22 protein-coding genes and 1 pseudogene are annotated in these 21,593 nt (G+C 65.7%); 10 read left to right on the top strand and 13 right to left on the bottom strand.

Annotated elements, in window-relative coordinates:
- Positions 1-24: 24 nt before the first annotated feature.
- Both CAL18_RS17165 and CAL18_RS17170 read right to left on the bottom strand, forming a co-directional pair.
- Positions 25-900, bottom strand: a complete 876-nt coding sequence (locus tag CAL18_RS17165) for an ABC transporter permease (RefSeq protein WP_094818402.1) — start codon at positions 898-900, stop codon at positions 25-27.
- A 2-nt stretch (positions 901-902) separates the two neighbouring features.
- Entirely contained in the window at positions 903-1,847 is a 945-nt protein-coding gene (locus CAL18_RS17170; RefSeq protein ID WP_026639742.1) for an ABC transporter permease, read from the bottom strand.
- A gap of 165 nt (positions 1,848-2,012) precedes the next feature.
- On the opposite strand from CAL18_RS17170, the gene CAL18_RS17175 reads away from it, so the two are divergent.
- The 5 genes from CAL18_RS17175 to CAL18_RS17195 all read left to right on the top strand — a co-directional run bounded on the left by CAL18_RS17175 (position 2,013) and on the right by CAL18_RS17195 (position 6,590).
- Entirely contained in the window at positions 2,013-2,900 is an 888-nt protein-coding gene (locus CAL18_RS17175; RefSeq protein ID WP_026639743.1) for a LysR family transcriptional regulator, read from the top strand.
- Positions 2,901-3,080: 180 nt separating this feature from the next.
- Positions 3,081-4,430, top strand: a complete 1,350-nt coding sequence (gene rimO, locus CAL18_RS17180; protein WP_094818403.1) for a 30S ribosomal protein S12 methylthiotransferase RimO — start codon at positions 3,081-3,083, stop codon at positions 4,428-4,430.
- Between the two features lie 332 nt (positions 4,431-4,762).
- The gene (locus CAL18_RS17185; RefSeq protein ID WP_026639746.1) at positions 4,763-5,350 is read left to right on the top strand and encodes a TIGR00730 family Rossman fold protein; all 588 of its coding nucleotides are present in this window, start codon (positions 4,763-4,765) and stop codon (positions 5,348-5,350) included.
- Between the two features lie 29 nt (positions 5,351-5,379).
- Positions 5,380-5,964 carry a hypothetical protein gene (locus tag CAL18_RS17190; RefSeq protein WP_094797529.1) on the top strand — a complete coding sequence of 195 codons (585 nt, stop codon included), beginning with the start codon at positions 5,380-5,382 and terminating at the stop codon, positions 5,962-5,964.
- On the top strand, positions 5,961-6,590 hold the full coding sequence (locus CAL18_RS17195; RefSeq protein ID WP_094797530.1) for an HAD-IA family hydrolase: 630 nt from the start codon (positions 5,961-5,963) through the stop codon (positions 6,588-6,590). Before CAL18_RS17190 ends, CAL18_RS17195 begins: the two co-directional genes overlap by 4 nt.
- Positions 6,591-6,923: 333 nt before the next feature.
- Here the strand turns inward: CAL18_RS17195 and fmt are convergent, their stop codons facing one another.
- Complete coding sequence (gene fmt, locus CAL18_RS17200) at positions 6,924-7,868, bottom strand: methionyl-tRNA formyltransferase (protein WP_094797531.1); 945 nt, start codon at positions 7,866-7,868, stop codon at positions 6,924-6,926.
- Between the two features lie 4 nt (positions 7,869-7,872).
- Entirely contained in the window at positions 7,873-8,385 is a 513-nt protein-coding gene (gene def / locus CAL18_RS17205) for a peptide deformylase (RefSeq protein ID WP_094797532.1), read from the bottom strand.
- A gap of 195 nt (positions 8,386-8,580) precedes the next feature.
- On the opposite strand from def, the gene dprA reads away from it, so the two are divergent.
- The 3 genes from dprA (at position 8,581) to CAL18_RS17220 (ending at position 11,197) form a co-directional block, all read left to right on the top strand.
- The gene (gene dprA / locus CAL18_RS17210; RefSeq protein WP_094797533.1) at positions 8,581-9,720 is read left to right on the top strand and encodes a DNA-processing protein DprA; all 1,140 of its coding nucleotides are present in this window, start codon (positions 8,581-8,583) and stop codon (positions 9,718-9,720) included.
- Positions 9,721-9,788: 68 nt separating this feature from the next.
- Complete coding sequence (locus tag CAL18_RS17215; RefSeq protein WP_094797534.1) at positions 9,789-10,697, top strand: hydroxymethylglutaryl-CoA lyase; 909 nt, start codon at positions 9,789-9,791, stop codon at positions 10,695-10,697.
- 23 nt (positions 10,698-10,720) lie between these two features.
- Positions 10,721-11,197 carry a membrane protein gene (locus CAL18_RS17220; RefSeq protein WP_026639753.1) on the top strand — a complete coding sequence of 159 codons (477 nt, stop codon included), beginning with the start codon at positions 10,721-10,723 and terminating at the stop codon, positions 11,195-11,197.
- A 17-nt stretch (positions 11,198-11,214) separates the two neighbouring features.
- Here CAL18_RS17220 and CAL18_RS17225 read toward each other — a convergent pair whose 3' ends face one another.
- Positions 11,215-12,456, bottom strand: coding sequence for a PLP-dependent aminotransferase family protein (locus CAL18_RS17225; RefSeq protein ID WP_026639754.1), 1,242 nt, complete (start codon positions 12,454-12,456; stop codon positions 11,215-11,217).
- A 201-nt stretch (positions 12,457-12,657) separates the two neighbouring features.
- On the opposite strand from CAL18_RS17225, the gene CAL18_RS17230 reads away from it, so the two are divergent.
- Positions 12,658-13,377 (top strand): YggS family pyridoxal phosphate-dependent enzyme, encoded by a 720-nt coding sequence (locus CAL18_RS17230; protein WP_094797535.1) that lies wholly within the window; start codon positions 12,658-12,660, stop codon positions 13,375-13,377.
- A gap of 216 nt (positions 13,378-13,593) precedes the next feature.
- On the opposite strand, the pseudogene CAL18_RS20065 reads toward CAL18_RS17230, so the two are convergent.
- The 3 genes and pseudogenes from CAL18_RS20065 to CAL18_RS17240 all read right to left on the bottom strand — a co-directional run.
- Positions 13,594-13,686, bottom strand: a pseudogene (locus CAL18_RS20065) (copper chaperone PCu(A)C); the annotation flags it as partial.
- A 40-nt stretch (positions 13,687-13,726) separates the two neighbouring features.
- Positions 13,727-14,218, bottom strand: coding sequence for a copper chaperone PCu(A)C (locus CAL18_RS17235; protein WP_026639756.1), 492 nt, complete (start codon positions 14,216-14,218; stop codon positions 13,727-13,729).
- A 44-nt stretch (positions 14,219-14,262) separates the two neighbouring features.
- Positions 14,263-15,162 (bottom strand): LysR family transcriptional regulator ArgP, encoded by a 900-nt coding sequence (locus CAL18_RS17240; protein WP_026639757.1) that lies wholly within the window; start codon positions 15,160-15,162, stop codon positions 14,263-14,265.
- Positions 15,163-15,284: 122 nt separating this feature from the next.
- Here CAL18_RS17240 and CAL18_RS17245 point away from each other — a divergent pair, with 122 nt between their 5' ends.
- Positions 15,285-15,917 carry a LysE/ArgO family amino acid transporter gene (locus CAL18_RS17245; RefSeq protein WP_094797536.1) on the top strand — a complete coding sequence of 211 codons (633 nt, stop codon included), beginning with the start codon at positions 15,285-15,287 and terminating at the stop codon, positions 15,915-15,917.
- Between the two features lie 14 nt (positions 15,918-15,931).
- Here CAL18_RS17245 and CAL18_RS17250 read toward each other — a convergent pair whose 3' ends face one another.
- The 5 genes from CAL18_RS17250 to CAL18_RS17270 form a co-directional block, all read right to left on the bottom strand.
- Complete coding sequence (locus CAL18_RS17250; protein WP_026639759.1) at positions 15,932-17,197, bottom strand: phenylacetate--CoA ligase family protein; 1,266 nt, start codon at positions 17,195-17,197, stop codon at positions 15,932-15,934.
- Positions 17,198-17,253: 56 nt separating this feature from the next.
- Positions 17,254-18,084, bottom strand: coding sequence for an ABC transporter ATP-binding protein (locus tag CAL18_RS17255; protein WP_026639760.1), 831 nt, complete (start codon positions 18,082-18,084; stop codon positions 17,254-17,256).
- A gap of 55 nt (positions 18,085-18,139) precedes the next feature.
- Complete coding sequence (locus tag CAL18_RS17260) at positions 18,140-19,477, bottom strand: ABC transporter substrate-binding protein (RefSeq protein WP_026639761.1); 1,338 nt, start codon at positions 19,475-19,477, stop codon at positions 18,140-18,142.
- Between the two features lie 99 nt (positions 19,478-19,576).
- Positions 19,577-20,641: a branched-chain amino acid ABC transporter permease gene (locus CAL18_RS17265; RefSeq protein ID WP_094818404.1), complete on the bottom strand. Its 1,065-nt coding sequence runs from the start codon at positions 20,639-20,641 to the stop codon at positions 19,577-19,579.
- 11 nt (positions 20,642-20,652) lie between these two features.
- The gene (locus tag CAL18_RS17270; protein WP_026639763.1) at positions 20,653-21,582 is read right to left on the bottom strand and encodes a branched-chain amino acid ABC transporter permease; all 930 of its coding nucleotides are present in this window, start codon (positions 21,580-21,582) and stop codon (positions 20,653-20,655) included.
- Positions 21,583-21,593 lie beyond the last annotated feature (11 nt).

The raw sequence follows: 21,593 nt of genomic DNA on the forward strand, positions 1-21,593 counted from the left end.
GATCCGTGACTGGTTGCGGCCATCTCAATGGTCCCCGCCGCGCATGCGCGGATCCAGGCGATCGCGAATTGCATCGCCCAGCAGATTGATCCCCAGCAGCGTTAGCGCAATACACAACCCGGGCAGAACGCTCAAATACGCGGCCTGCGCCATGAATGGCCGCGCCGAGGCCAGCATGTTGCCCCAGGTGGGCGCGGGGGGCGGCACGCCCAGCCCCAGAAATGACAGCGCGCTTTCAGCCAGAATGACCCAGCCGAACATCGAAGTGGCCAGCACCGTCAGCGGCGCTATACAGTTGGGCAGCACGTGGTGCAGCATCGTGTAGTACTCGGAATTTCCCAGCACTCGCGACGATTCGATGAATTCCCGTTCGCGCAGCGACAGCACCGCCCCACGCACGATGCGGGTCACCGAAGGGGCATAGGCCAGCCCCAGGGCCAGGACGATGCCGTATTTGTTGGCGCCCACCACAGCCAGCAAGGCCAGGGCCAGCAACAGGCCCGGAAATGCCAGCAGCGCGTTATTGAAGGCCATGACGATACGGTCAGTCCAGCCGCGCAGGAAACCCGTCAGCACGCCCACCGAGGTGCCGATCACGACCGCGAAACCTACCGTCAGCACGCTGATCCATACGCTGGTGGACGCCCCGGCCATCAGCCGCGAGAGCACGTCCCGCCCGAATTCGTCGGTTCCCAGCCAATACTGGCCTCCCGGGGCCTTCAGGCGTGCCGTGAAATTGATGGCCAGGGGATCATACGGCGTCCATACGGCTCCGAGCAGCGCGGCGACCAACAGAATGCCGATCAGAATGCCGCCGAGAAGCGCGTTGGGAGCCAGCTTGCGCCGCCTGGCCGGCGCGGGGACCGCGCCCGCGGGCTGTGTCGTCGTAAGATTGGGCATAGTCATTCTGCGGTTACCCGCGGGTCGAAGACAGGATAAAGAAGGTCGATCACCAGATTGACCACAACGTACACCACCGCCACGAACAGCAAACAGCCCTGAATGACGGGGTAATCGCGGGAATAGATCGAATCGACCAGCAGCCGGCCCAGCCCGGGAATGGTGAACACGGTCTCGACCACCGCAATGCCGCCCAGCAAGTTGCCGAGCACCAGGCCTATCAACGTCCAGGTCGGGCCGAACGAGTTCTTGAAAACATGCCGCATCAGGACGACGCGCTCGCTGAGCCCCTTGGCGCGCGCGTGTGTGACGTAATCCAGCCGTAGCACTTCCAGCGCGCTGGCACGCGCCATCCGCATCAGCACGCCGATTTCGTGCAGAAACAAGGTCAGGATCGGCATGATCAGATATAGCGCCGCCGCGCGGGCGTCCTGCCCGAACGAGACGTAGCCCACCACCGGCAGCCATGACAGCTTCAGCCCGAAAAACAAAAGCAGCAGCAAGCCCAGCCAGAACGTGGGAATCGACACCAGCAGCGTTGCCGCTCCTACCATCACCAGATCCAGCGCGCTGTTCTGGCGCCAGGCCGCGATAATGCCGGCCGGCACGGCAACCAGCGCGGCAAGCAGAACCGCCGCCACCACGACCTGCGCACTGACCAGAAAACGGCTCCAGACCAGGTTCAGCACGCTTTCGCCGGTGCTGATCGACTGGCCCAAGTCACCCTGCAGCAGATGGCCGAACCAGATAATGAATTGCTGCAGCCAGGTCTGGTCGAGGCCCATGCGGCGACGCATATCTTCCAGCGCGGCCGGGTCGGCCAGATCGCCCAGCAGCAGCTGGGCAGGGTCTCCGGGAATCAGCCGGATCAGGACGAACACGGATACCGACACAATCAAAAGTGTCGGCAGCGCCATCCCCACCCGGGTCATGACGAAGCGAAGCATGAGTCGCGAGTCTCCGATTGGTGGCAGAAAACCGGCAGGCATGCCACCTGGTTTCTTATTGCGGGCTGGTCAAAGACCAAGGCGCCACTGTCGGCCATTGCAACAGATAAGTAAAATTAAAATTTATTTAAACTAATCGAAGAAAAACTTATCTATCGATTTCCAATGAGCTCGATCCGGTTCTTCCGCACCTTTGTGGCCGTCGCGCGCAGCGGCTCGTTTTCCGCCGCGTCAGAGCGCGTGGCGCTGACCCCGACGGCTGTCAGCCTGCAGATGCGTGCGCTAGAGACCGATCTGGGGCAAGAGCTGTTCGACCGCACCGGCAAGATCGTGGCGCTGAATGAACGCGGGCATCGCCTGCTGCCCAAAGCCGAAGCGTTGCTGAGCCAGTACGACGAAATGCGCAACGACGACGAAGGCCACCACGAAGTGGTGGGCGCCATCTCGGTGGGGGCGGTCGCCACCTCGATGGCCCTGCTGGCACGCACGGTGCTGGCGCTGCGCGTCTCGCACCCAAAGCTACGCGTCCACCTTGAAAACAATTATTCGGGCGACCTGTCCATGCGCGTCAAAGAAGGCAAGCTGGACGCCGTGCTGGCAGTGAAAAACTCACACCGCATTCCGGCGGGCACCACCTGGACGCCGCTCTATTCCGAGCCGCTGGTGTTTGTAGCGAACCGCCGCGCCGCGCAAGGACGCAGCGTGAAAGACCTGCTGCAAAAGCGTCTCTTCTTGCAACCGGCGCTCAGCACGCATACCGGCGCGCTGGTCGAGCGCTTCATGCGGCGCCAGCGCCTGCAAGTGCGCGACACCCTCGAAATGAACTCGTTGCGCACGATAGTCGAACTGGCCGAGCAAGACATAGGCGTAACTATCGTGCCCATGCCCCGCAACGCGTCCTGGGAAAGCGATGAACGCCTCAGTGTGCGGCGCTTCGACGATCCACGGGCGCAGCGCGCCATGGGCTTGTTCGAAAGCGAAAAACGCAGCCACCTGACGAGTGTCGTGCGGCGCAGCCTGCTTGATGAACTGGCAGGGTCGGCAACGCCTTAGGTAGCCCTGCGTGGAAAACCGGCCGCGAACCTATTCCACGAACTGGGGGTTCGCGCCCGATAAAGCGGCGCGGCCGCGCCAGTACTTCCGAGAAGGCTGCGACCAGCTAAAATCCCGCGTTTGGCTTCGCAATTCTGGGCACCCCTTTTCGCTCGGTCCGGGCCACACACGGAAGCCCATATGAAAATCCCCGCAAACTCCACACAATCCAAGAAACCCGCTCCCAAAGTGGGGTTCGTCAGCCTGGGCTGCCCCAAGGCCCTGGTCGATTCCGAACGCATCCTGACGCAGCTGCGCACCGAGGGCTACCAGATCACGCCCAAGTACGACGGCGCCGATGTCGTGGTCGTGAACACCTGTGGCTTCATCGACAGCGCCAAGGCCGAATCGCTTGAAGCCATCGGCGAAGCGCTGGCCGAGAACGGCAAGGTCATCGTCACCGGCTGCATGGGCGTGGATGAGTCGGCCATCCGCGACGTACATCCCAGCGTGCTGGCCGTAACGGGGCCGCAGCAGTACGAGCAAGTGGTGCGCGCGGTGCATGACGCGGCGCCGCCCAAGACGACCCACGATCCGTACATTGACCTGGTGCCGCCGCAAGGCATCAAGCTCACCCCGCGCCATTATGCCTATCTGAAGATTTCGGAAGGCTGTAACCACCGCTGCAGCTTCTGCATTATTCCGTCGATGCGCGGCGACCTGGTCAGCCGGCCGGTGGGCGACGTGCTGAGCGAAGCGGAACGCCTGGTCAAGGCGGGCGTCAAGGAACTGCTGGTGATCTCGCAAGACACCAGCGCCTATGGCGTGGACGTGAAATACCGCAGCGGCTTCTGGAACGGCCGCCCGGTCAAGACGCGCATGACCGAGCTGTGCGCCGCGCTGTCGGAACTGGGCGTGTGGACCCGCCTGCATTACGTCTATCCGTATCCCCACGTGGACGAAGTGATTCCGCTGATGGCGCAGGGCAAGATCCTGCCGTACCTGGACATTCCATTCCAGCATGCGAGCCCGAAAGTGCTCAAGGCCATGAAGCGGCCCGCATTCGAAGACAAAACCCTGGCGCGCATCCAGCGCTGGCGCCAGGAATGCCCCGACCTGACGCTGCGCTCGACGTTCATCGTAGGTTTTCCGGGCGAAACCGAAGAAGATTTCCAGTACCTGCTCGACTGGATGAGCGAAGCCCAGCTCGACCGCGTCGGCTGTTTCCAGTATTCGCCGGTGCAAGGCGCGCCCGCCAACGCGCTGGACGGCGCGGTGCCTGACGAGGTCAAGCAGGAACGCTGGGAACGCTTCATGGAACACCAGCAGCAGATTTCGGCGGCCCGCCTGCAAGCCCGTATCGGCCGCGAAATCGACGTGCTGATCGACGAAGCCACCGACGAAGGCACCGTGGGCCGCTCCAGCGCCGATGCGCCCGAGATCGACGGCAACGTGTACGTGAAATCCGAGAGGCCGCTCAGCCCGGGCACCATGGTCCGCGTGCGCGTCACCGACGCGGACGAATACGACCTGTACGGCGACGCGATCTGACCCGCCCCTGTCCCAGCCCGGTCGGCCCCAGCTCGGCGCCCCCAGCTTGGCGCTCCCGGCTCGGCGCCCCCGGCTTGGCGCCCCCGGCTTGGCGCCCCCGGCTGACACAGGGTCGGCGGGGTTCGCCTGAAGGCGCCGGCACAGACGCCCGGTTCAGGCCTGGTCCGAGGCTCGCGGCATCAGCTGGTCCCTGCGGGGCAATGTATCGGCCAGCCCGTGCCCGCGCGGTGTCCAAACGGCGCCCCTTGGCCGGGCACTGCCGCCAAGTTGCGTAAACTAGTTACCGTTGGCGCCGGTTGCGGCGCGGTGATTTGTAACGTGTCTGTGGTCTTATGAAGCTGAACAATGTCTGCGTGTACTGCGGCTCCAACCCTGGCAGCCTGCCCGACTACGCCGAAGGCGCGCGCGAACTGGCCCGCGAGCTGGTGCGGCGCGACATTGGCCTGGTGTATGGCGGCGCAAGCGTAGGCATCATGGGCATCGTGGCCGACACCGTCATGGCCGAGGGCGGCCGCGTCATCGGGGTGATTCCCGAGCCCCTGATGCGCAAAGAACTGGGCCACCCCGGCCTGACCGAACTGCATGTCGTGGCGTCCATGCACGAACGCAAGACGATGATGGCCGAACGCGCCGACGCCTTCGTGGCGCTGCCCGGCGGCGCGGGCACACTCGAAGAAATTTTCGAAACCTGGACCTGGGCGCAGTTGGGCATGCACCAGAAGCCGTGCGGCCTGTTGAACATTGCGGGCTATTACGACCAGTTGGCCGGGTTCCTGGATCACGCCGTGCAACAGGCATTCATGCGCGCCGAGCACCGCGCCATGCTGTTCGTGGAAGATCGGCCGGCCGCTTTGCTGGACCGCTACGCTTCTTATAAACCGCCCACCGTATCCAAATGGATCGAACGGGGCGAACACTGATAATACCCCTCACCATCGCGTATTCCGCCATGCCCTCCGCCATCCCCACCACGACCGCCGCCCTGATGCGCAACTATCTGCGCGCCAAGGACGAGAACCGCCCGCTGTACATGGCGCGCGCCTTCGCCAGCGATGCGGTGCTGAAGATGACGCTGCGTACGCCGGCCATCGCCTTTCCGCCCGAAGCGCGCGGCCTTGACGCCATTACCGAAGCGCTGGTGCGCACCTTCGGGCAGACCTACGAAAACGTCTTTACGTTCTACCTTGCCCATCCGGGCGAGCACGCCGTGCTTACCGAATACGCCTGCGACTGGTTCGTGGGCATGACGGAAAAAAACACCGGGCGCGTGCGCATCGGCTGCGGCAGCTATGACTGGGAATTCCAGGCCGCGCCGCACCTGGCGCGCAAGCTGACCATCACCATTGAAACCATGCTGAGCCTGCCGCCCGACACCGAGGCGCAGATTTTCGGCTGGCTGGCCTCGCTGCCCTACCCCTGGATCGATGCGCGCAACCTCGTCAACAGCGCGCCGCCCATCGAGGCCCTGGCGCCTGTCATGCACTGGATCCGGCGCGCCGACCGCGATGCCTACCCGCTGGACGGCACGGCTTGAAATACGACCTGGCCGCTTTTGACTTCGACGGCACACTGGCCGACACCCTGCCCTGGTTCGAATCCATACTGGATGGCGTGGCCGACAAGTACGGATTTCGCAAGGCGGGGCCCGCCGAACGCGAGCAGCTGCGCCATCGCGGCGCGCACGACATCCTGAAGATCCTGGGCATCCCTTTGTGGAAAATGCCGGCCATCATGGCGCACGTGCGCCAGCTGATGCGCGACGTCGACCCCAATGTGCAGGTGTTCGACGGCATCCCCGAGGCGCTGACCGGGCTGCGCGCCGCCGGCCTGCGCCTGGTGGTGTTGAGTTCGAACTCCGCGGCCAACGTGCAGCGTGTGCTGGGGCCGCGCGCCACCGAATGGTTCGACGATTTTGAATGCGGCGCCGACATGTTCGGCAAGGCGGCCAAGCTGAAACGCCTGCTTGCCCGGCATCGCGTCGCGCCGCAGCGCTGTGTGCTGGTGGGCGACGAAATGCGCGACATCGATGCCGCGCGCAAGGCCGGCGTGCAGGTCGCCGCCGTAAGCTGGGGCTACAACCACGCCCAGGCCCTGCGCAGCCATGCGCCGGACATCCTCGTCAACAGCCCCGCCGAACTCGTGGGCGCGCTCGCAGGCTGAGCGTGGTGTCTGACACCCTGCGGGAGTCAGACACCGTAGCACCGGGGGCGTCGCGGAGAACCGGTGTCTAACGGGAACAGGTGAACAGGTGTCTGACTCCCGTAGGGTGTCAGACACCAATCATCAGGTTTCTGGCTGCCAGCCGCGCGCGAAGACATCGGCCGGCTGGCGTTTGCCGCCCGCCTTTTGCAGTTCGAGCACGCGGAGAACTGGTGTCTGACACCCTGCGGGAGTCAGACACCGTAGCACCACCGCAGCACCGGGGGCATCGCGGAGAACCGGTGTCTAACGGGAACAGGTGTCTGACTCCCGTAGGGTGTCAGACACCAATCATCAGACTTCTGGCTGCCAGCCGCGCACGAAGACATCGGCCGGCTGGCGTTTGCCGCCGGCCTTTTGCAGTTCGAGCACGCGCAGGATGCCGTCGCCCGTGGCGATGTCGATTCCGTCGGGCCCGGCGCGCAGCACGGTGCCGGGGGCTGCGGCCACCGACGCTTGCAGCGGCTGCGCTCGCCACACCTTCACGGGGTCCGCCAACCCCGGCAGGCGCAGCGTCGCGCCCGGCACGGGGTTGAAGGCGCGCACGCGGCGCGCCAGTATGGCGGCCGGCAGGTTTAAATCGAGCACGGCCTCGGCCTTGTCGAGCTTGGCGGCATAAGTCACGCCTTCGGCCGGCTGCGGCCGGGCGGGCAGATTTCCCGCTTCCAGGGCGCGCAGCGCCTGCACGATGGCTTGCGCCCCCGCCGCTGCCAGCGCGTCGTGCAGCTGCGCGGCCGTGTCTTCGGCCCCGATGGGCACGCGATGTTCCAGCAGCATGTCGCCGGTGTCGAGCCCATGGTCCATCTGCATGATGGTCACGCCCGTTACGGTATCGCCCGCCTCGATGGCGCGCTGGATGGGCGCGGCGCCTCGCCAGCGCGGCAGCAGGCTTGCATGGATGTTGAGGCACCCCCGCGGCGGCAGCGCCAGCGTCCAGTCCGGCAGGATGAGGCCATAGGCCGCCACCACCATGACTTCGGGCGCGGCGTCCTGCAATTGCGCCTGAGCTTGCGCAGCGTCTTCGGGGTAGCGGCCGTCAAGGCGCAGGCTGCGCGGTTGCGCCACCGGGATGCCCGCGTCCAGGGCGGCCTGCTTGACCGGGCTGGGCGTCAGTTTCAGGCCGCGCCCGGCAGGCCGGTCGGGCTGAGTCAGCACCAGGGGGACGTCGTGGCCCGCGGCCAGCAGGGCCTGAAGCGCCACGCGCGCGAATTCGGGCGTTCCGGCAAAGACCAGGCGCATGGGATCAGGCCCGCAGCGCTTCGCGCTCGGCTTTCTTGAGCTTGGTCTTGATGCGGTTCTGCTTCAGGTTGGACAAATACTCGACAAACACCTTGCCGTCGAGGTGATCGAGCTCGTGCTGCACACATACCGCCAGCAGGCCATCGGCCTCGGCCTCGTACGGCTTGCCGTCGATGTCCAGCGCGCGGTAACGGATGCGGGCCGCCCGTTCGACCTGGTCGTAGATGCCGGGCACCGACAGGCAGCCTTCTTCGTATGTCTGGCGCTCGTCGCTTTTCCAGGTGATTTCGGGGTTGATCAGCACACGCAGCTCGTCGCCGTCTTCCGAGACATCGATGACGACGACGCGCTCGTGCACATCGACCTGAGTGGCCGCCAGGCCCACGCCGGGCGCTTCATACATGGTGTCGGCCATGTCGCGCACCAGTTGGCGGATGCGGTCGTCCACTACCGCCACCGGCTTGGCCTTTTTGTGCAGGCGCGGATCGGGATAATGAAGGATGGGAAGCAAAGCCATGGCGTACGAATGAGGGGGCTGGCAATTCAGCAGACAATGTAATGATAATTCATCAGGGGCTTGATATCTAATAGATTCCGGCTAATACGCACATTGGCCCCGGTGCGCGCAAGGCCGTTTTGGTCGCGCCGGCGCAACCGCAGCAAAGAGCCTGTGCGACACTACCGGACCCTTGCCAGGCCCATTGCCGAACCTATGCCGCTTACGCATACCCACGACGAGTTATCCGCCTGGCTGCGCCTGTCGCTCGAACCGGGGCTGGGCCCCGCCAGCGCCTATCCGCTGCTGTCTGCGGTGGGCCTGCCCGAGCACATCTACTCGCTGGGCGCAGCCGCCCTGGCGCGCCACGTGCCCCAGGACCTGGCGCGCCAGCTGGCCGCGCCGGCGCCGGCCGCCATGCAAGAGCAGATCGACCGCACCCTGCAATGGGCCGACGAGCCCGGCCACCATGTGCTGACGCTGGCCGACCCGGCCTATCCCCAGAGCCTGCTCACGATCGCGGACCCGCCCGTCCTGCTATATGTAACCGGCGACCCCGCGCGCCTTGCCCAGCCGGCGCTGGCCGTGGTGGGCGCGCGCAGCGCCACGCCCGGTGGCTGCGACAACGCGCGCGCGTTCGCACGGCATCTGGCCGGCCATGGATGGTGCGTGGTCAGCGGCCTGGCGCAGGGCATAGACGCGGCCGCCCACGAAGGCGCCCTGCAGGCCGGCCCGCAAGGCGCCGGCACGGTGGCGGTCATGGGCACGGGCGTCGACCGCGTCTACCCCGCCCGCCATCGAGACCTGGCGCACCAGGTCGCCGCGCACGGCGCCCTGGTGTCCGAATTGCCCCTGGGCATGGGCCCGCTGCCGCATCACTTTCCCCGCCGCAACCGGCTGGTGGCCGGGCTTGCGCGCGGGGTACTGGTGGTCGAGGCTGCGCGCCAGAGCGGCTCGCTGATCACCGCCCGGCTGGCGGGTGAAAGCGGTCGCGAAGTGTTCGCCATCCCCGGTTCCATCCATTCGCCCCTGTCGCGTGGCTGCCATGCCCTGATACGGCAGGGCGCCAAGCTGGTTGAGACGGCCCAGGACATTACCGACGAACTGGGCGCCCCCATGCGCGCCGGCCGCGCCAAAGCGTCGGGCGTTGCCACGCCGGACCAGGCACCAGCGCCCGCCACTGCGTCCCACGAACCACCGCTGCTGCGCGCCCTGGGCTTTGATCCGCTGCATCTGGATGCGCTGCAGGCCCGGACAGGGCTGGATATCGCGACGCTGAACGCCCAATTGCTCGAGCTTGAGCTCGCGGGCCATGTCGCCCGCCTTGACGGGGGACGGTTCCAGCGCCTGAAATAGCCGCCGGCTGCGATTATGATTATCGCAGTCGACGCCCACCGGGCGCGCTTGCACACACAGGAAGAGACATGCCGCTGCCCACCCGCGTCAAGATCGTCGAGGTTTCGCCCCGCGACGGCCTGCAGAACGAAAAAGAGATCATCCCCACCGATATCAAGGTGGAACTTGTCGACCGCCTCACTGCTGCGGGGTTTCCCAATGTCGAGGCCACCTCGTTCGTATCGCCCAAGTGGGTACCGCAAATGGCGGACGCCGCCGATGTCATGGCGCGCATCCAGCGCAAGCCTGGCGTGATTTATTCGGTGCTCACGCCCAACCTGAAAGGCTTCGAGGGCGCCCTGGCAGCCAAGGCCGACGAAGTAGTGATCTTCGGCGCGGCCAGCGAAGCGTTTTCGCAGAAGAACATCAACTGTTCCATCGCCGAGTCGATCGCGCGCTTCGAGCCCGTGGCCCAGGCCGCCCGCGATGCCGGACTGCGGCTGCGCGGCAGCATCAGTTGCTCGCTGGGATGCCCCTACCAGGGCGAAGTGCCGGTGTCGGCGGTAGTAGACGTGGCGCGCCGCTACGTGGCGCTGGGATGCGATGAAATCGATGTGGCCGACACCATCGGCGTGGGCACGCCGCAACGCGTGCGCGAAGTCATGGACGCGGTAACGCAGGTGGTCGACCCCGGCCGCGTGGCCGGCCATTTCCATGACACCTATGGGCAGGCCCTGGCCAACATCCTGGCCGCGCTCGAAGCCGGCGTCAGCATCTTCCACACCTCGGTCGCCGGGCTGGGCGGCTGCCCGTATGCCAAGGGCGCCACCGGCAACGTGGCCACCGAAGACGTGCTGTACATGCTGCGCGGCATGGGGATCGAAACCGGCATTGATTTCGACGCGGTGGTCGACATAGGCCAATGGATGTCGGCCCACCTCAGCCGCAAGAGCGGCAGCCGCGCCGGCAACGCCATAGCCGCCAAGCGCGCGGCCTGACCGCAACGCCGGAACCCTGACAGATGAGTTCGCTCTACGCTGCCCCTACCGCCGAAGAACGCGAAGCCCTGCTGCGCGAAATCGGCCCGCTGCCCCTGTCAGGCCAGGCCTGGCCCGACTGGGTACGCATCCTGGCCTGGATCATCCTGGCCATCATCGGGGTGCAGATTGTGTCCTCGGCCATCCGCCTGCCGCCTGGGCAGGTCAACACCGTGCTGGCCCTGACGGTTGCGCTGTGCTTCCTGGGCCTGACGCTGGTGTCGTGGCACATGCAAAGGTCTGTCACCACCATCGACGAAACCGGCCTGCGCCAGACCTGGATCACCCGGCGTGAGGTCGCCTGGCAGGATATTCACTTTGCCAAGTTCGTGCCCCTGCTGTTCTCGAAGCGGCTGGTCGTGTTCACGCAGCGCGGCCGCCCGGTCGTATTTCAGGGCGGAACCCGCGAACTACAGATCGCGTTCGCGAAAATCTCGCTGTTGTACCGCCGCAAGCGCTAGGGGCTGGCGCGGCGGCTTCAGGCCGCCAGCGACACCGATACCGGCGCGTTGGCTTCGCAAGCGTCGAGCGCCCGCGCCAGGCGCTCGATGCCCTGTGCGATCAGGCTTTCGTTCATGGTGGCAAACGACAGGCGCATGGCGTGCGGGTCGGCCTGCGCGGGGTCGGCGTAAAACGCCTTGCCCGGCACATATACCACCCCTTGCTCGATGGCGTACGGCAGCAGGCGGGTGGCATCGGCCTGGCCATTCAGGCGTGCCCAGAAGAACATGCCGCCTTCGGGCTTGATGAACGTCACGCGGCCGTCCAGGTGCTTGTGCAATGCCTGCGCCAGCGCATCACAGCGCAGGCCATAGGCTGCACGGATGCGCGGCACATGCTCGTGGTAACGGCCGTTGGCCAGGTACTGCGCCACGATTTCCTGCACCCAGGCCGACGAGGCCATGTCGTCGGCAGCCTTGGCCCCGACGCAACGACGCCGCACTTCGGCCGGCGCCACCAGCCAGCCGATGCGCAGCGACGGCGCCATGGTCTTGGACATGGTCGAGATATACACGGCCCATTGCCGCGCCTGGCCGTCGGCCAGCGCGGCAATGGGCGGGACGTGTTCACCGGCAAAGCGCAGCTCGCCATAGGGGTCGTCTTCCACGATCAGGAACTGGTGCTTGACGGCCAGTTCGAGCAGCCGCAGGCGCCGCTCGCGGCTGATCGTGGCGCCGCAGGGATTGGAAAACGAGGCCACCACGCATACCATCTTGGGCCTGATGCGCCCGGCCATTTCGTCGAGCTGTTCCAGGTCGATACCCTGCGGACCGGACGCGACGGGATGCACGGTGGCGCCGGTATAGCGCAGCGCCTGCACCGAATTGGGAAACGCCGGGCTTTCGATAAAAGCGTGGTCGCCCGGCTGCAACATGACGCGGCTGACCAGCGCCAGCGCCTGTTGCGACCCCCCGGTCACGGCCAGCTCGGTGCCGGGATCGCAGACGACCCCGCGTTCGGCGCTCAGGCGCGCCAACTCGTTCTTCAGGCTGGCTTGCCCATCGATGTCGGAATACTGCAGGCAGCCGCCCAGTCGGGCCAGCACCTGGGTGGATGCGATGGTGAGGCCTTCTACGTCGAACAGTTCCTGGGCCGGATAGCCGCCCGCCATGGAAATGCTGCCGGGGCGCATGGCATACGCCATTAACGAGCGGATGGGAGAAGCGGCGGGGGTCTGGAAAGGCGCCGCGAAGGCGTAGCTGGGTGCTGCGAAAGACATGGTTTGGGCTGGGCCGGCAAGAATGACGGGCATCGGCGCGGCGCCTGGCCGCGAGACGGCAGATAAGCTGCAACAATTGGCAAATGCCAGCTGATTCTATGGCCGCCCCCAAGGCGGGTCAATGCGCGCGCGCGGCGGCAGACGTGCTGCGCGGGCGGCGCGCGATAATCATGAGGTTTTTGTGTGATATCCCCCACAAGCATGCATTCTGAAGACACAATGGCCGCCCGCGTGGCGCAGGTGCGGCAGCGCATCGATGCCGCCTGCGCCCGGGCGGGCCGGCCGGCGGGAAGCGTGGCGCTGTTGCCGGTCAGCAAGACGTTCCCCCCGCAGGCTGTACGCGAAGCCGCCGCCCTGGGCCTGCGCCGGTTCGGCGAGAACAAAACCCAGGAAATCCGCCAGAAGGCGCCGGAACTGGCCGACCTGGATATTCAATGGGTCATGATCGGCCACTTGCAGACCAACAAGGCCAAAGACGCCGCGCGCGACGCCGCCGAGGTTCAGTCGCTTGACCGCCTGGACCTGGCGCACGCGCTGCAGCGGCGGCTGGAGGCGGCCGGCCGGCAACTTGACGTGCTGGTGCAGGTGAAGACCTCGCCCGAACCGTCCAAGCATGGCCTGCCGCCCGAAGAAGCGCCGGCTTTCCTGCGCACGTTGGCCAGCGAATGCCCCGCCCTGCGGGTACGGGGCCTGATGACCATGGCAGTGCAGTCCGACGATGCGCAAGCGGTACGCGCCTGCTTTCGCGCGCTGCGGATGCTGCAGGAGCAGCTGCGCCAGGAGGCGATCTCGGGCGTGGAGCTCGACCGCTTGTCGATGGGCATGAGCGGCGATTTCGAGATCGCCATCGAAGAAGGCGCCACCGAAGTGCGCATCGGCAGCGCGATATTCGGTGCGCGTAACTACGGGCAGGCCGGCTGAAACCCGCGCGCCCGGCGCCAGCGGGCGCTGACGCTCGGGTTGCGGTGCGGCCGCGGTATCTTGCGGACGGAAGTGGTGTCAGGCACCCTGCGGGAGCCAGACACCTGAGCCCGCGAGACACCTGAGCCAGCGAGACGCCTGAGCCAGCGGGCACCTGGAAAGGGGGTGTCAGGCTCCGCAGGTGCCTGACACCGATGCGCCCGCGCGGCGGGCGTGTTAATGCTTCATGTGTCCGCCATGGTGCTGCATGCCGGCGTTGTGGCCGATGGGCTTGACCTTGAACTTGACGGCCACTTGGCCGGCGTTCTCCGCAGGTGCCTGACACCGATGCGCCCGCACGGCGGGCGTGTTAATGCTTCATGTGTCCGCCATGGTGCTGCATGCCGGCGTTGTGGCCGATGGGCTTGACCTTGAACTTGACGGCCACTTGGCCGGCGTTCTGGAACGTCAGGGTGGCGGGAACCTCGGCGCCTTCGGCAAAGGGCTGCTTCAGCTTCAGGAACATCACGTGGTAGCCGCCCGGGGCCAGCTTGACTTCGCCGTCGGCCGGCACGGCAATGCCGTCGGGCAGGTGGCGCATGCGCGCCACGCCGTTTTCGGTTTCGACGGTGTGCAGCTCGATGCGTTCGGCCGCGTCCGACGTCACCGACACCAGGCGATCGGCCGTCTTGGCATCGTTGTCGATTTCCATGTATCCGGCTCCGTTGACCTGCCCCGGAGCGCTGGCACGCACCCACAAGTCGTCGATCTCGATCTCGCCAACCTTGTAGTCGCCGGCCCAGGCCGAGGTGGCCGCGCACAGACCCAGCGCCGCGACAAACGCCCATTGACGGATTTTCATGTAAGGCACCTCCGATACTGCCGGCCCGCATCCGCGCCGGCGGGTTAACGCCGCCGGACCAGGCTGCCGGCGGCCGCCAAGACCGACCGGGTCAAGGCTTCCATAGCCTGCGAGTTTACCCGCCAGTGCTGCCAGTACAGCGGCACGTCTTCGGTGGCGCGCGCCCGCAGCGGCACCAGGCGGCCGGAATCCAGTTCATGCTTGATCAGCGGCAAAGGGTTCATGGTCCAGCCCAGGCCGTCCAACGTCGCTTGCACGAAGGCCCGTGACGACGGCAACCACCACACCGGCGGCTGCCACGGCTGGTCGCCCATGACCTTGCGCGCAAAACGCGCCTGCAGTGCGTCTTTGCGATTGAAGACCAGCACCGGGGCGCTGGCCAGCGTGCGGGCGCTGACGCCCTGCGAAAAATAGCGCGCATGGAATTGCGGCGTGCAGGTCGCGACATAGCGCATGCTGCCCAGCGCGTGGATGCGACAACCCTGCACAGGGTCGCCCAGCGCCGTCACCGCGCCCAGCACCGAGCCGTTGCGCAGCAACGCCGCGGTGTGGTCCTGGTCTTCGGATTGCATATCCAGGGTGGCGCGGGTGCTCACGGCAAACAAGCGGGCTGCCTCCATGAACCAGGTTTCCAGACTGTCGTGGTTGACGGCTACCGCAATGCTGGCGTGCGGCACATCTTCGCCCTGCAGCCCCAGGCGGTCCAGCGCATCGTGTTCAAGCAGAGCCGTCTGCTCTGCCAGTTGCACCAGCACCTGGCCGTCCGCCGTGGCCACGGCCGGCACCGAGCGCTGCACCAGCAGGCGGCCCACACGGGCTTCAAGCGCCTTGATGCGCTGCGACACCGCCGAAGGCGTGACGTGCAGCGCGGCCGATGCCCGCTCGAAACTGCCTTCGCGCACTACGGCGGCCAACGCGCGCAGGCTGTCGTGGTCGAACTTCATGATTTAGTTTTACTTAATATGGTTAAACAAAATTAGCTTTATTTCACCATCAATACAAGCCAGAATTCAGTTCAAAGCCGCGGCAGGTCGCCGCGGCGCTGTTATTTCGGGCCAGTGACTCCATGTTTAGCGTAGCGACTCTTCCCACTTTGCTGACCGCCTGGGCCAGTGGCACCGCCACCGGCCTGGGGCTGTTTGCAGTGGTGGGCGCCCAAAGCGCGTTTATTCTGCGCCAGGGCCTGATGCGCGCGCACCTGTTCAGCGTGCTGGCGCTGTGCGCCACGCTGGACGCGGTTTTCATCTTTGCCAGCGTATGGGGCCTGCAGGCGCTGGCAACGTGGTTCCCTTGGCTGACGCAGGCGATCCTTTGGTTTGGCGTCGCCTTCCTGGCCTGGTATGCCCTGCAATCGGCCCGCCGCGCGCTGCGGCCGCAAGGCGGCCTGGTGGCGGCGCGCGCGGCCGTGCCGTCGCGCCGGGCGGCGTTGCTGGGGGCTGCCGGCTTCACGCTGCTCAATCCGCACTTCTGGCTCGACATCATGGTGGTGGGGTCGCTTGCCCACAGCTTCGACCAGGCCCGCCTGGCCTTTGCGGCCGGCGCGCTGACTGCCAGCCTGGTATGGCTGGCCGCCCTGGGCCTGGGTTCGCGGCTGCTCGCACCGTGGTTTGCCAACCCGCGCGCCTGGCGCGTGCTGGATGGCAGCATCGCCGTGATCATGGCCGCGCTGGCGCTGCGGCTGGCTTATAACGGGCTGTAGGCTGGCGCCGCGCGCTATTCGTACGAACGTACGTCGTCGATGACTTTACCGTCGTTGGGCAGTGTGCCGGGCAGCGCCCATTGCACATCGGCGCGCAGTTTGGTGATGTCGCGCACCGATTCCGCGACGCGGCGCGCCAGCGCTTCCGATTGCTCGGACGATTCCGCCTGCAGCATCATGCGGTCGGAGCCTGTTTCCCCGCTTACCACCAGGCGCGCGCGCGTGATTTCGGGGTGACGGGCCAGCACTTCGGCAACCTGCGACGGATGCACGAACATGCCGCGCACCTTGGTGGTCTGGTCGGCGCGCCCCACCCAGCCCTTGATGCGGATGTTGGTGCGCCCGCAGGGCGACAGCCCCGGCAGGATCGCCGACAAGTCGCCGGTGCCGAACCGCACCAGCGGGTAGTCTGGATTGAGGGTGGTGACCACCACTTCACCGACTTCGCCGTCGGGCACCGGTATCCCCGTGCCGGGCCGCACAATCTCCAGGACGATATCTTCTCCTACCACCAGGCCTTCGCGGGCCTCGGTTTCGAACGCAATCATGCCCAGGTCGGCGCTGCCGTAGGCCTGGTAGCCCTCGATGCCGCGCGCGGCCAGCCAGTCGCGCAGCGACGGCGGAAAGGCCTCGCCCGACACCAGCGCGCGTCGCAACGACGGCAAGGGCACACCCATTTCGTCGGCCTTTTCCAGAATGATCTTCAGAAAGCTGGGCGTGCCGGTGTAGCCGCTGGGCGCCAGGTCGGCAATTGCCCGCACTTGCTGTTCGGTCTGCCCCGTGCCGCCCGGGAACACCGCGCAGCCCACTGCATGCGCGGCCGTCTCCATCATCGACCCGGCCGGCGTGAAATGGTACGAAAAGCAGTTGTACGCCAGTTCGCCGGGCCGGAAACCCGCCGCATACAGGGCCCGGGCAAAACGCCAGTAGTCGGCGCGCCCGCTTTCGGGTTCGTAGATGGGCCCCGGCGATGCAAATACGCGCACGGCCTGGCCCCACCCTATGCTGGAAAATCCGCCAAACGCCTTCGCGGCGCCCGCCGGGCCGCTGCCGGCGCGGCTGCGCTGCTGCCGTTCGAGCAGTTCGTGCTTGCGCAGCACCGGCAGATCGGCCAGCGCCTGGCGAGAATTCACACTGCGCGGGTCAATGCCGCGCAGCTGTTCCGCAATGGCCGGGGCGCCGGCCATCGCGCGTTCGATCGCCGCGGGCAGCGCCGCCATCAGATCGCGTTCGCGCTGTTCAGGGGCGCGGGTTTCCAGTGCATCAAAAAACGCAGGCATGAGATCGCACTCTTCGGGGTACCGGGTGGGACGGAGCCTTCATCACTACGGGCCGCTCAGGCCAGCCAGCGCTTGCGGCGCCGGTAGAACTTGTTGTCGCGGAAACTCTTGCGCTCGCCGCTGGATATGCCCAGGTAGAACTCTTTGACGTCTTCGTTGCGCGCCAGGTCAGCGGCGGCCCCGTCCATCATGACGCGCCCGTTCTCCAGGATATAACCGTAGTCGGCATAGCGCAGCGCGATATTGGTGTTCTGTTCCGCAAGCAGGAAGCTGACCCGCTCGCGCTGGTTCAGGTCGCGCACGATCTCGAAAATTTCCTCGACGATCTGCGGCGCCAGGCCCATGGACGGCTCATCGAGCAGGATCATATTGGGGTTGGCCATCAACGCCCGGCCGATGGCCGTCATCTGCTGTTCGCCGCCCGAGGTATAGCCGGCCTGGCTGGTGCGCCGCTGCTTCAGCCTGGGAAAATACTGGTACACGCGGTCCAGGGCAGCGGCCATATCACCGCGGCTCAGGTTGCGCGTATAGGCGCCCGTGAGCAGGTTTTCTTCGATCGTCAGGTGGGCAAAGCAATGCCGCCCTTCCATGACCTGCACCACGCCGCGCTTGACCAGTTCGGCGGGCGACAGCTTTTCGATGCGCTGGCCCCGGTACTCGATGTAGCCCTTGGTCACGTCGCCGCGCTCGCCCTTGAGCAGGTTGGATACGGCCCGCAAGGTGGTGGTCTTGCCCGCGCCGTTCGCGCCCAGCAGCGCCACGATGCGCCCCTCGGGCACTTGCAGCGACACCCCTTTCAGCACCAGGATGACGTGGTTGTAGATGACTTCGATGCCGTTGACGTCGAGCAGCATGTTGACGGGTTCGGCGGCGGTTGCAGCGGTCATGGCAATTCCTGCGCATGGGGGCCGCCGGCGCGCACGCGCCGGCGGCCGATTCACATCAGCCTTCGCACTTGCGGGGCGAGATGTTCTTCTCTTTGGCGTACTTCTCGGCGGCTTCCTTCACCAGCGGGCGGGTCACCGACTTGTCCGACTGGTACCACTCGGACACGACCTTGAACTCCTTGCCGTCCCACTGCGCGATACGGGCCCAGTCGTCGCCCATATGGTTCTCGCAAGACGTCTTGACCGGCCGCATGATCTCGCCAAAGCCGAGCTCGTTCAGCCTTTCCTGGGTGAGGTTCAGGTTTTCGAAGCCCCAGCGCACTTGCTCCGGCGTCATGTGCTTGCCCTTGCCGAACTTTTCCTGGGCGGTGCGTATGGCCTCGACCTGCAGCATCGAGATCATCATGCCGCGCGTGTGCGCGATGGTGCCCAGCGTGGTGTTGCCCGACGCGTCGCTGCCCTGGCCCTTGTCGTATACGTACTTCTTCAGGTCTTCGTACACCTTGCCGTGCGCGGCGCTGTTGTGAATGGTGATGGCGTTGTAGCCCTTGGCCACCGTGCCCAGGTCTTTCACGTCGCCTTCAGACCCGGCCCACCAGATGGCGTACATCTTGTCGCGCGGATAGCCGCTGGCCTGGGCTTCGCGAATGGCGGTGGGAGTCATGATGCCCGCGCTCCAGAGCAGCACATAGCTGGGCCGGGACTGGCGGATCTGCAGCCACGTGGATTTCTGTTCCACGCCAGGCGCCGTCACGGGGTAGAGCAACAGCTCGAAGCCATGGGCCGCGGCACGCTTCTGCAACAGGGGGATGGGTTCCTTGCCGTATGGCGAGTCGTGGTACACCAGCGCGATCTTCTTGCCTTTCAGCTTGTCCAGCCCGCCTTCCTTCTTGGCGATGTCCTGGATCATCACGTCGGCGGCTGTCCAGTAGGTGCCCAGCAGCGGGAAGTTCCATTCGAACACCGTGCCGTCCACCGATTGCGACAGCCCGTAGCCCATGGTTTCCACCGGCACCTTGTCGACGACGGCCTTGTCCGAAACCGCGAAGGTAATACCGGTTGACTGCGTATCGAAGCCGGACGCGCCGCCGTTCTTGGCCTTCAGGCGCTCGTAGCATTCCACGCCGCGGTCGGTGGCGTAGGCGGTTTCGCATTCTTCGTAGACGATCTTCACGCCGTTGACGCCGCCGTCGCGCGCGTTGACCAGCTTCAGATAGTCGAGCTTGCCGTCGGCCCACGGTATGCCCAGCGGCGCGAACGACCCGGTGCGGTACACCAGCAGCGGAACGAACTGCTCTTCTGCCGCCAACGCCGGCGCGGCGGCCGACGCCAGCGCACCGGTAGCAGCGACGATGGCCGCTGCCCATTTCAGGTTAAGACGCTTCATCTCCATTACCTCCTGCTTGGTGTGCTTGACACCGGGTTTGGCCCGGTCTGAAGCCGGGTAGTCAAAAGGCCGCGCAGCCGCTTGTGGCGGGCGCGCGGCCGGGAATCAATGCGGGAACGGCCAGATACGCAGCTTCTCTTTGCCGATGCTCCACAGGCGGGCCAGCCCGTGCGGCTCGGCAATCAGGAAAAACACGATGAGCCCGCCGAACACCATATGTTCGATGTGGGCGGCGGTGTCCACCGACAACGACAGGCCCAGCAGGTGCGGCACATTGGTCAGCGCCACCGGCACCAGCACGATGAACGCCGCACCGAAAAAACCGCCCATGATGGAGCCCAGCCCGCCGATGATCACCATGAACAGCAACTGGAAGGAACGGCCCAGGTCGAAGGCCAGCGGCTCCCACGAGCCCAGGTGGATGTAGCCCCACAACGCGCCGGCCACGCCCACGATGAATGAACTGACGGCGAACGCGGTGAGCTTGGCGTACATGGGGCGTATGCCGATCACCGCCGCTGCGACGTCCATGTCGCGGATGGCCATCCATTGGCGTCCGATGGCGCCGCGCACGAGGTTCTTGGCCAGCACGGTGAACACCACGACGAACAGCAGCACGAACATGTAGCGCTGCGCGGCCGATTGCACCGGCAGGCCGAACGCGGTCAGGGCAGGCACCGACACGCTGCCCGAGGACGAATAATTGGTAAAGAACGCGATGCGCAGGAATGCCCAGTCGACGAAGAACTGCGCGGCCAGCGTGGCCACCGCCAGGTACAGGCCGCGGATGCGCAGACTGGGAATGCCGAACAGCACCCCCACCAGCGTGGCGAAGCAGCCCCCCAGCAGAATCTGCACCACCAGCGGCATACCCGGAAAACGCACGCCGAAGTTCCATGCCGCATAGGCGCCCACGGCCATGAATGCGCCCGTGCCCAGCGAAATCTGCCCGCAATACCCCACCAGGATGTTCAGGCCCACGGCGGCCAGCGACAGGATCAGGAACGGGATCAGGATGGCGCGCAACAGGTAGTCGCTGGCCAGCAGCGGCACGCCCACGAAAGCGAGCGCGAGCAGCAGCCCGATGAAGATGCGGTCCTGGCGGATCGGGAAGATCTGCTGGTCGGCGCGATAGCCGGTCTTGAATTGGCCGTTTTCGCGATAGAACATCTTGTTTTCCCCTAGACCCGATCAATGATTTTCTCGCCGAACAGCCCCTGCGGGCGGAACAGCAGGAAGACAAGCGCCAGCACATACGCGAACCAGATTTCGATGCCGCCGCCCACCAGCGAGCCCAGATACACCTCGGACAGCTTTTCGCCCACGCCGATGATGAGTCCGCCCAGGATGGCGCCGGGCACCGATGTCAGCCCGCCCAGGATCACCACCGGCAGCGCACGCAGCGCGGCGGTCGACAGCGTGAACTGCACGCCGAACTTCGAGCCCCAGATAATGCCGGCCACCAGCGCCACCAACCCCGCCACGCTCCAGACAATGACCCAGATGCGGTTCAGGGGTATGCCGATGGATTGCGCAGCCTGGTGGTCGTCGGCCACGGCGCGCAGCGCCCGCCCGGTGCTGGTGTACTGGAAGAAAAGCGCCAGGGCCGCCACCAGCAAGGCCGCCACCACGGCGGCGGTGAGGTCTTCCAGGTTGATGAGGATGCCGCCTTCGAACACCGAATCCAGGATGAACGCCGGGTCTTTGGGCATGCCCACGTCGATGCTGTAGACCGAGCTGCCGAACGCGATCTGGCCCAGCCCGTCCAGGAAGTAGCTGATGCCCAGGGTAGCCATCAGCAGCGTGGTGACTTCCTGGTTGACCAGGTGGCGCAGCACATAGCGCTCGACTGCCACGGCCAGCACGAACATCAGCACGGCGCTGACGATAAAGGCCAGCACGTTGGCCAGCAACATGCTTTCGAAGCCCAGCCACGCCGGAAGCCATTCCGAAAACCGCGCCATCGACAGGGCTGCCACCAGCACCATGGCGCCCTGGGCGAAGTTGAACACGCCCGATGCCTTGAAGATCAGCACGAATCCCAGGCCGATCAGGGCGTACAACATGCCGCTCATCAAGCCGCCGAACAGCGTTTCCAGGAAGAATCCCATGTCTCTCTGCC

Source organism: Bordetella genomosp. 7 (assembly GCF_002261415.1).
Lineage (GTDB): Bacteria > Pseudomonadota > Gammaproteobacteria > Burkholderiales > Burkholderiaceae_B > Bordetella_A.

Coding starts and splice junctions, on each gene's coding strand:
- CAL18_RS17270 (WP_026639763.1), bottom strand. CDS start 21,582: ATGGGATTCTTCCTGGAAACGCTGTTCGGCGGCTTGATGAGCGGCATG.
- CAL18_RS17255 (WP_026639760.1), bottom strand. CDS start 18,084: ATGACCGCTGCAACCGCCGCCGAACCCGTCAACATGCTGCTCGACGTC.
- fmt (WP_094797531.1), bottom strand. CDS start 7,868: ATGCGCCTGGTCTTTGCCGGAACGCCCGAATTCGCGCGCGTGGCGCTT.
- CAL18_RS17250 (WP_026639759.1), bottom strand. CDS start 17,197: ATGCCTGCGTTTTTTGATGCACTGGAAACCCGCGCCCCTGAACAGCGC.
- CAL18_RS17230 (WP_094797535.1), top strand. CDS start 12,658: ATGCATTCTGAAGACACAATGGCCGCCCGCGTGGCGCAGGTGCGGCAG.
- CAL18_RS17245 (WP_094797536.1), top strand. CDS start 15,285: ATGTTTAGCGTAGCGACTCTTCCCACTTTGCTGACCGCCTGGGCCAGT.
- def (WP_094797532.1), bottom strand. CDS start 8,385: ATGGCTTTGCTTCCCATCCTTCATTATCCCGATCCGCGCCTGCACAAA.
- CAL18_RS17260 (WP_026639761.1), bottom strand. CDS start 19,477: ATGGAGATGAAGCGTCTTAACCTGAAATGGGCAGCGGCCATCGTCGCT.
- CAL18_RS17185 (WP_026639746.1), top strand. CDS start 4,763: ATGAAGCTGAACAATGTCTGCGTGTACTGCGGCTCCAACCCTGGCAGC.
- CAL18_RS17165 (WP_094818402.1), bottom strand. CDS start 900: ATGCCCAATCTTACGACGACACAGCCCGCGGGCGCGGTCCCCGCGCCG.
- CAL18_RS17225 (WP_026639754.1), bottom strand. CDS start 12,456: ATGTCTTTCGCAGCACCCAGCTACGCCTTCGCGGCGCCTTTCCAGACC.
- dprA (WP_094797533.1), top strand. CDS start 8,581: ATGCCGCTTACGCATACCCACGACGAGTTATCCGCCTGGCTGCGCCTG.
- CAL18_RS17265 (WP_094818404.1), bottom strand. CDS start 20,641: ATGTTCTATCGCGAAAACGGCCAATTCAAGACCGGCTATCGCGCCGAC.
- CAL18_RS17215 (WP_094797534.1), top strand. CDS start 9,789: ATGCCGCTGCCCACCCGCGTCAAGATCGTCGAGGTTTCGCCCCGCGAC.
- CAL18_RS17190 (WP_094797529.1), top strand. CDS start 5,380: ATGCCCTCCGCCATCCCCACCACGACCGCCGCCCTGATGCGCAACTAT.
- CAL18_RS17235 (WP_026639756.1), bottom strand. CDS start 14,218: ATGAAAATCCGTCAATGGGCGTTTGTCGCGGCGCTGGGTCTGTGCGCG.
- CAL18_RS17170 (WP_026639742.1), bottom strand. CDS start 1,847: ATGCTTCGCTTCGTCATGACCCGGGTGGGGATGGCGCTGCCGACACTT.
- CAL18_RS17240 (WP_026639757.1), bottom strand. CDS start 15,162: ATGAAGTTCGACCACGACAGCCTGCGCGCGTTGGCCGCCGTAGTGCGC.
- rimO (WP_094818403.1), top strand. CDS start 3,081: ATGAAAATCCCCGCAAACTCCACACAATCCAAGAAACCCGCTCCCAAA.
- CAL18_RS17175 (WP_026639743.1), top strand. CDS start 2,013: ATGAGCTCGATCCGGTTCTTCCGCACCTTTGTGGCCGTCGCGCGCAGC.
- CAL18_RS17220 (WP_026639753.1), top strand. CDS start 10,721: ATGAGTTCGCTCTACGCTGCCCCTACCGCCGAAGAACGCGAAGCCCTG.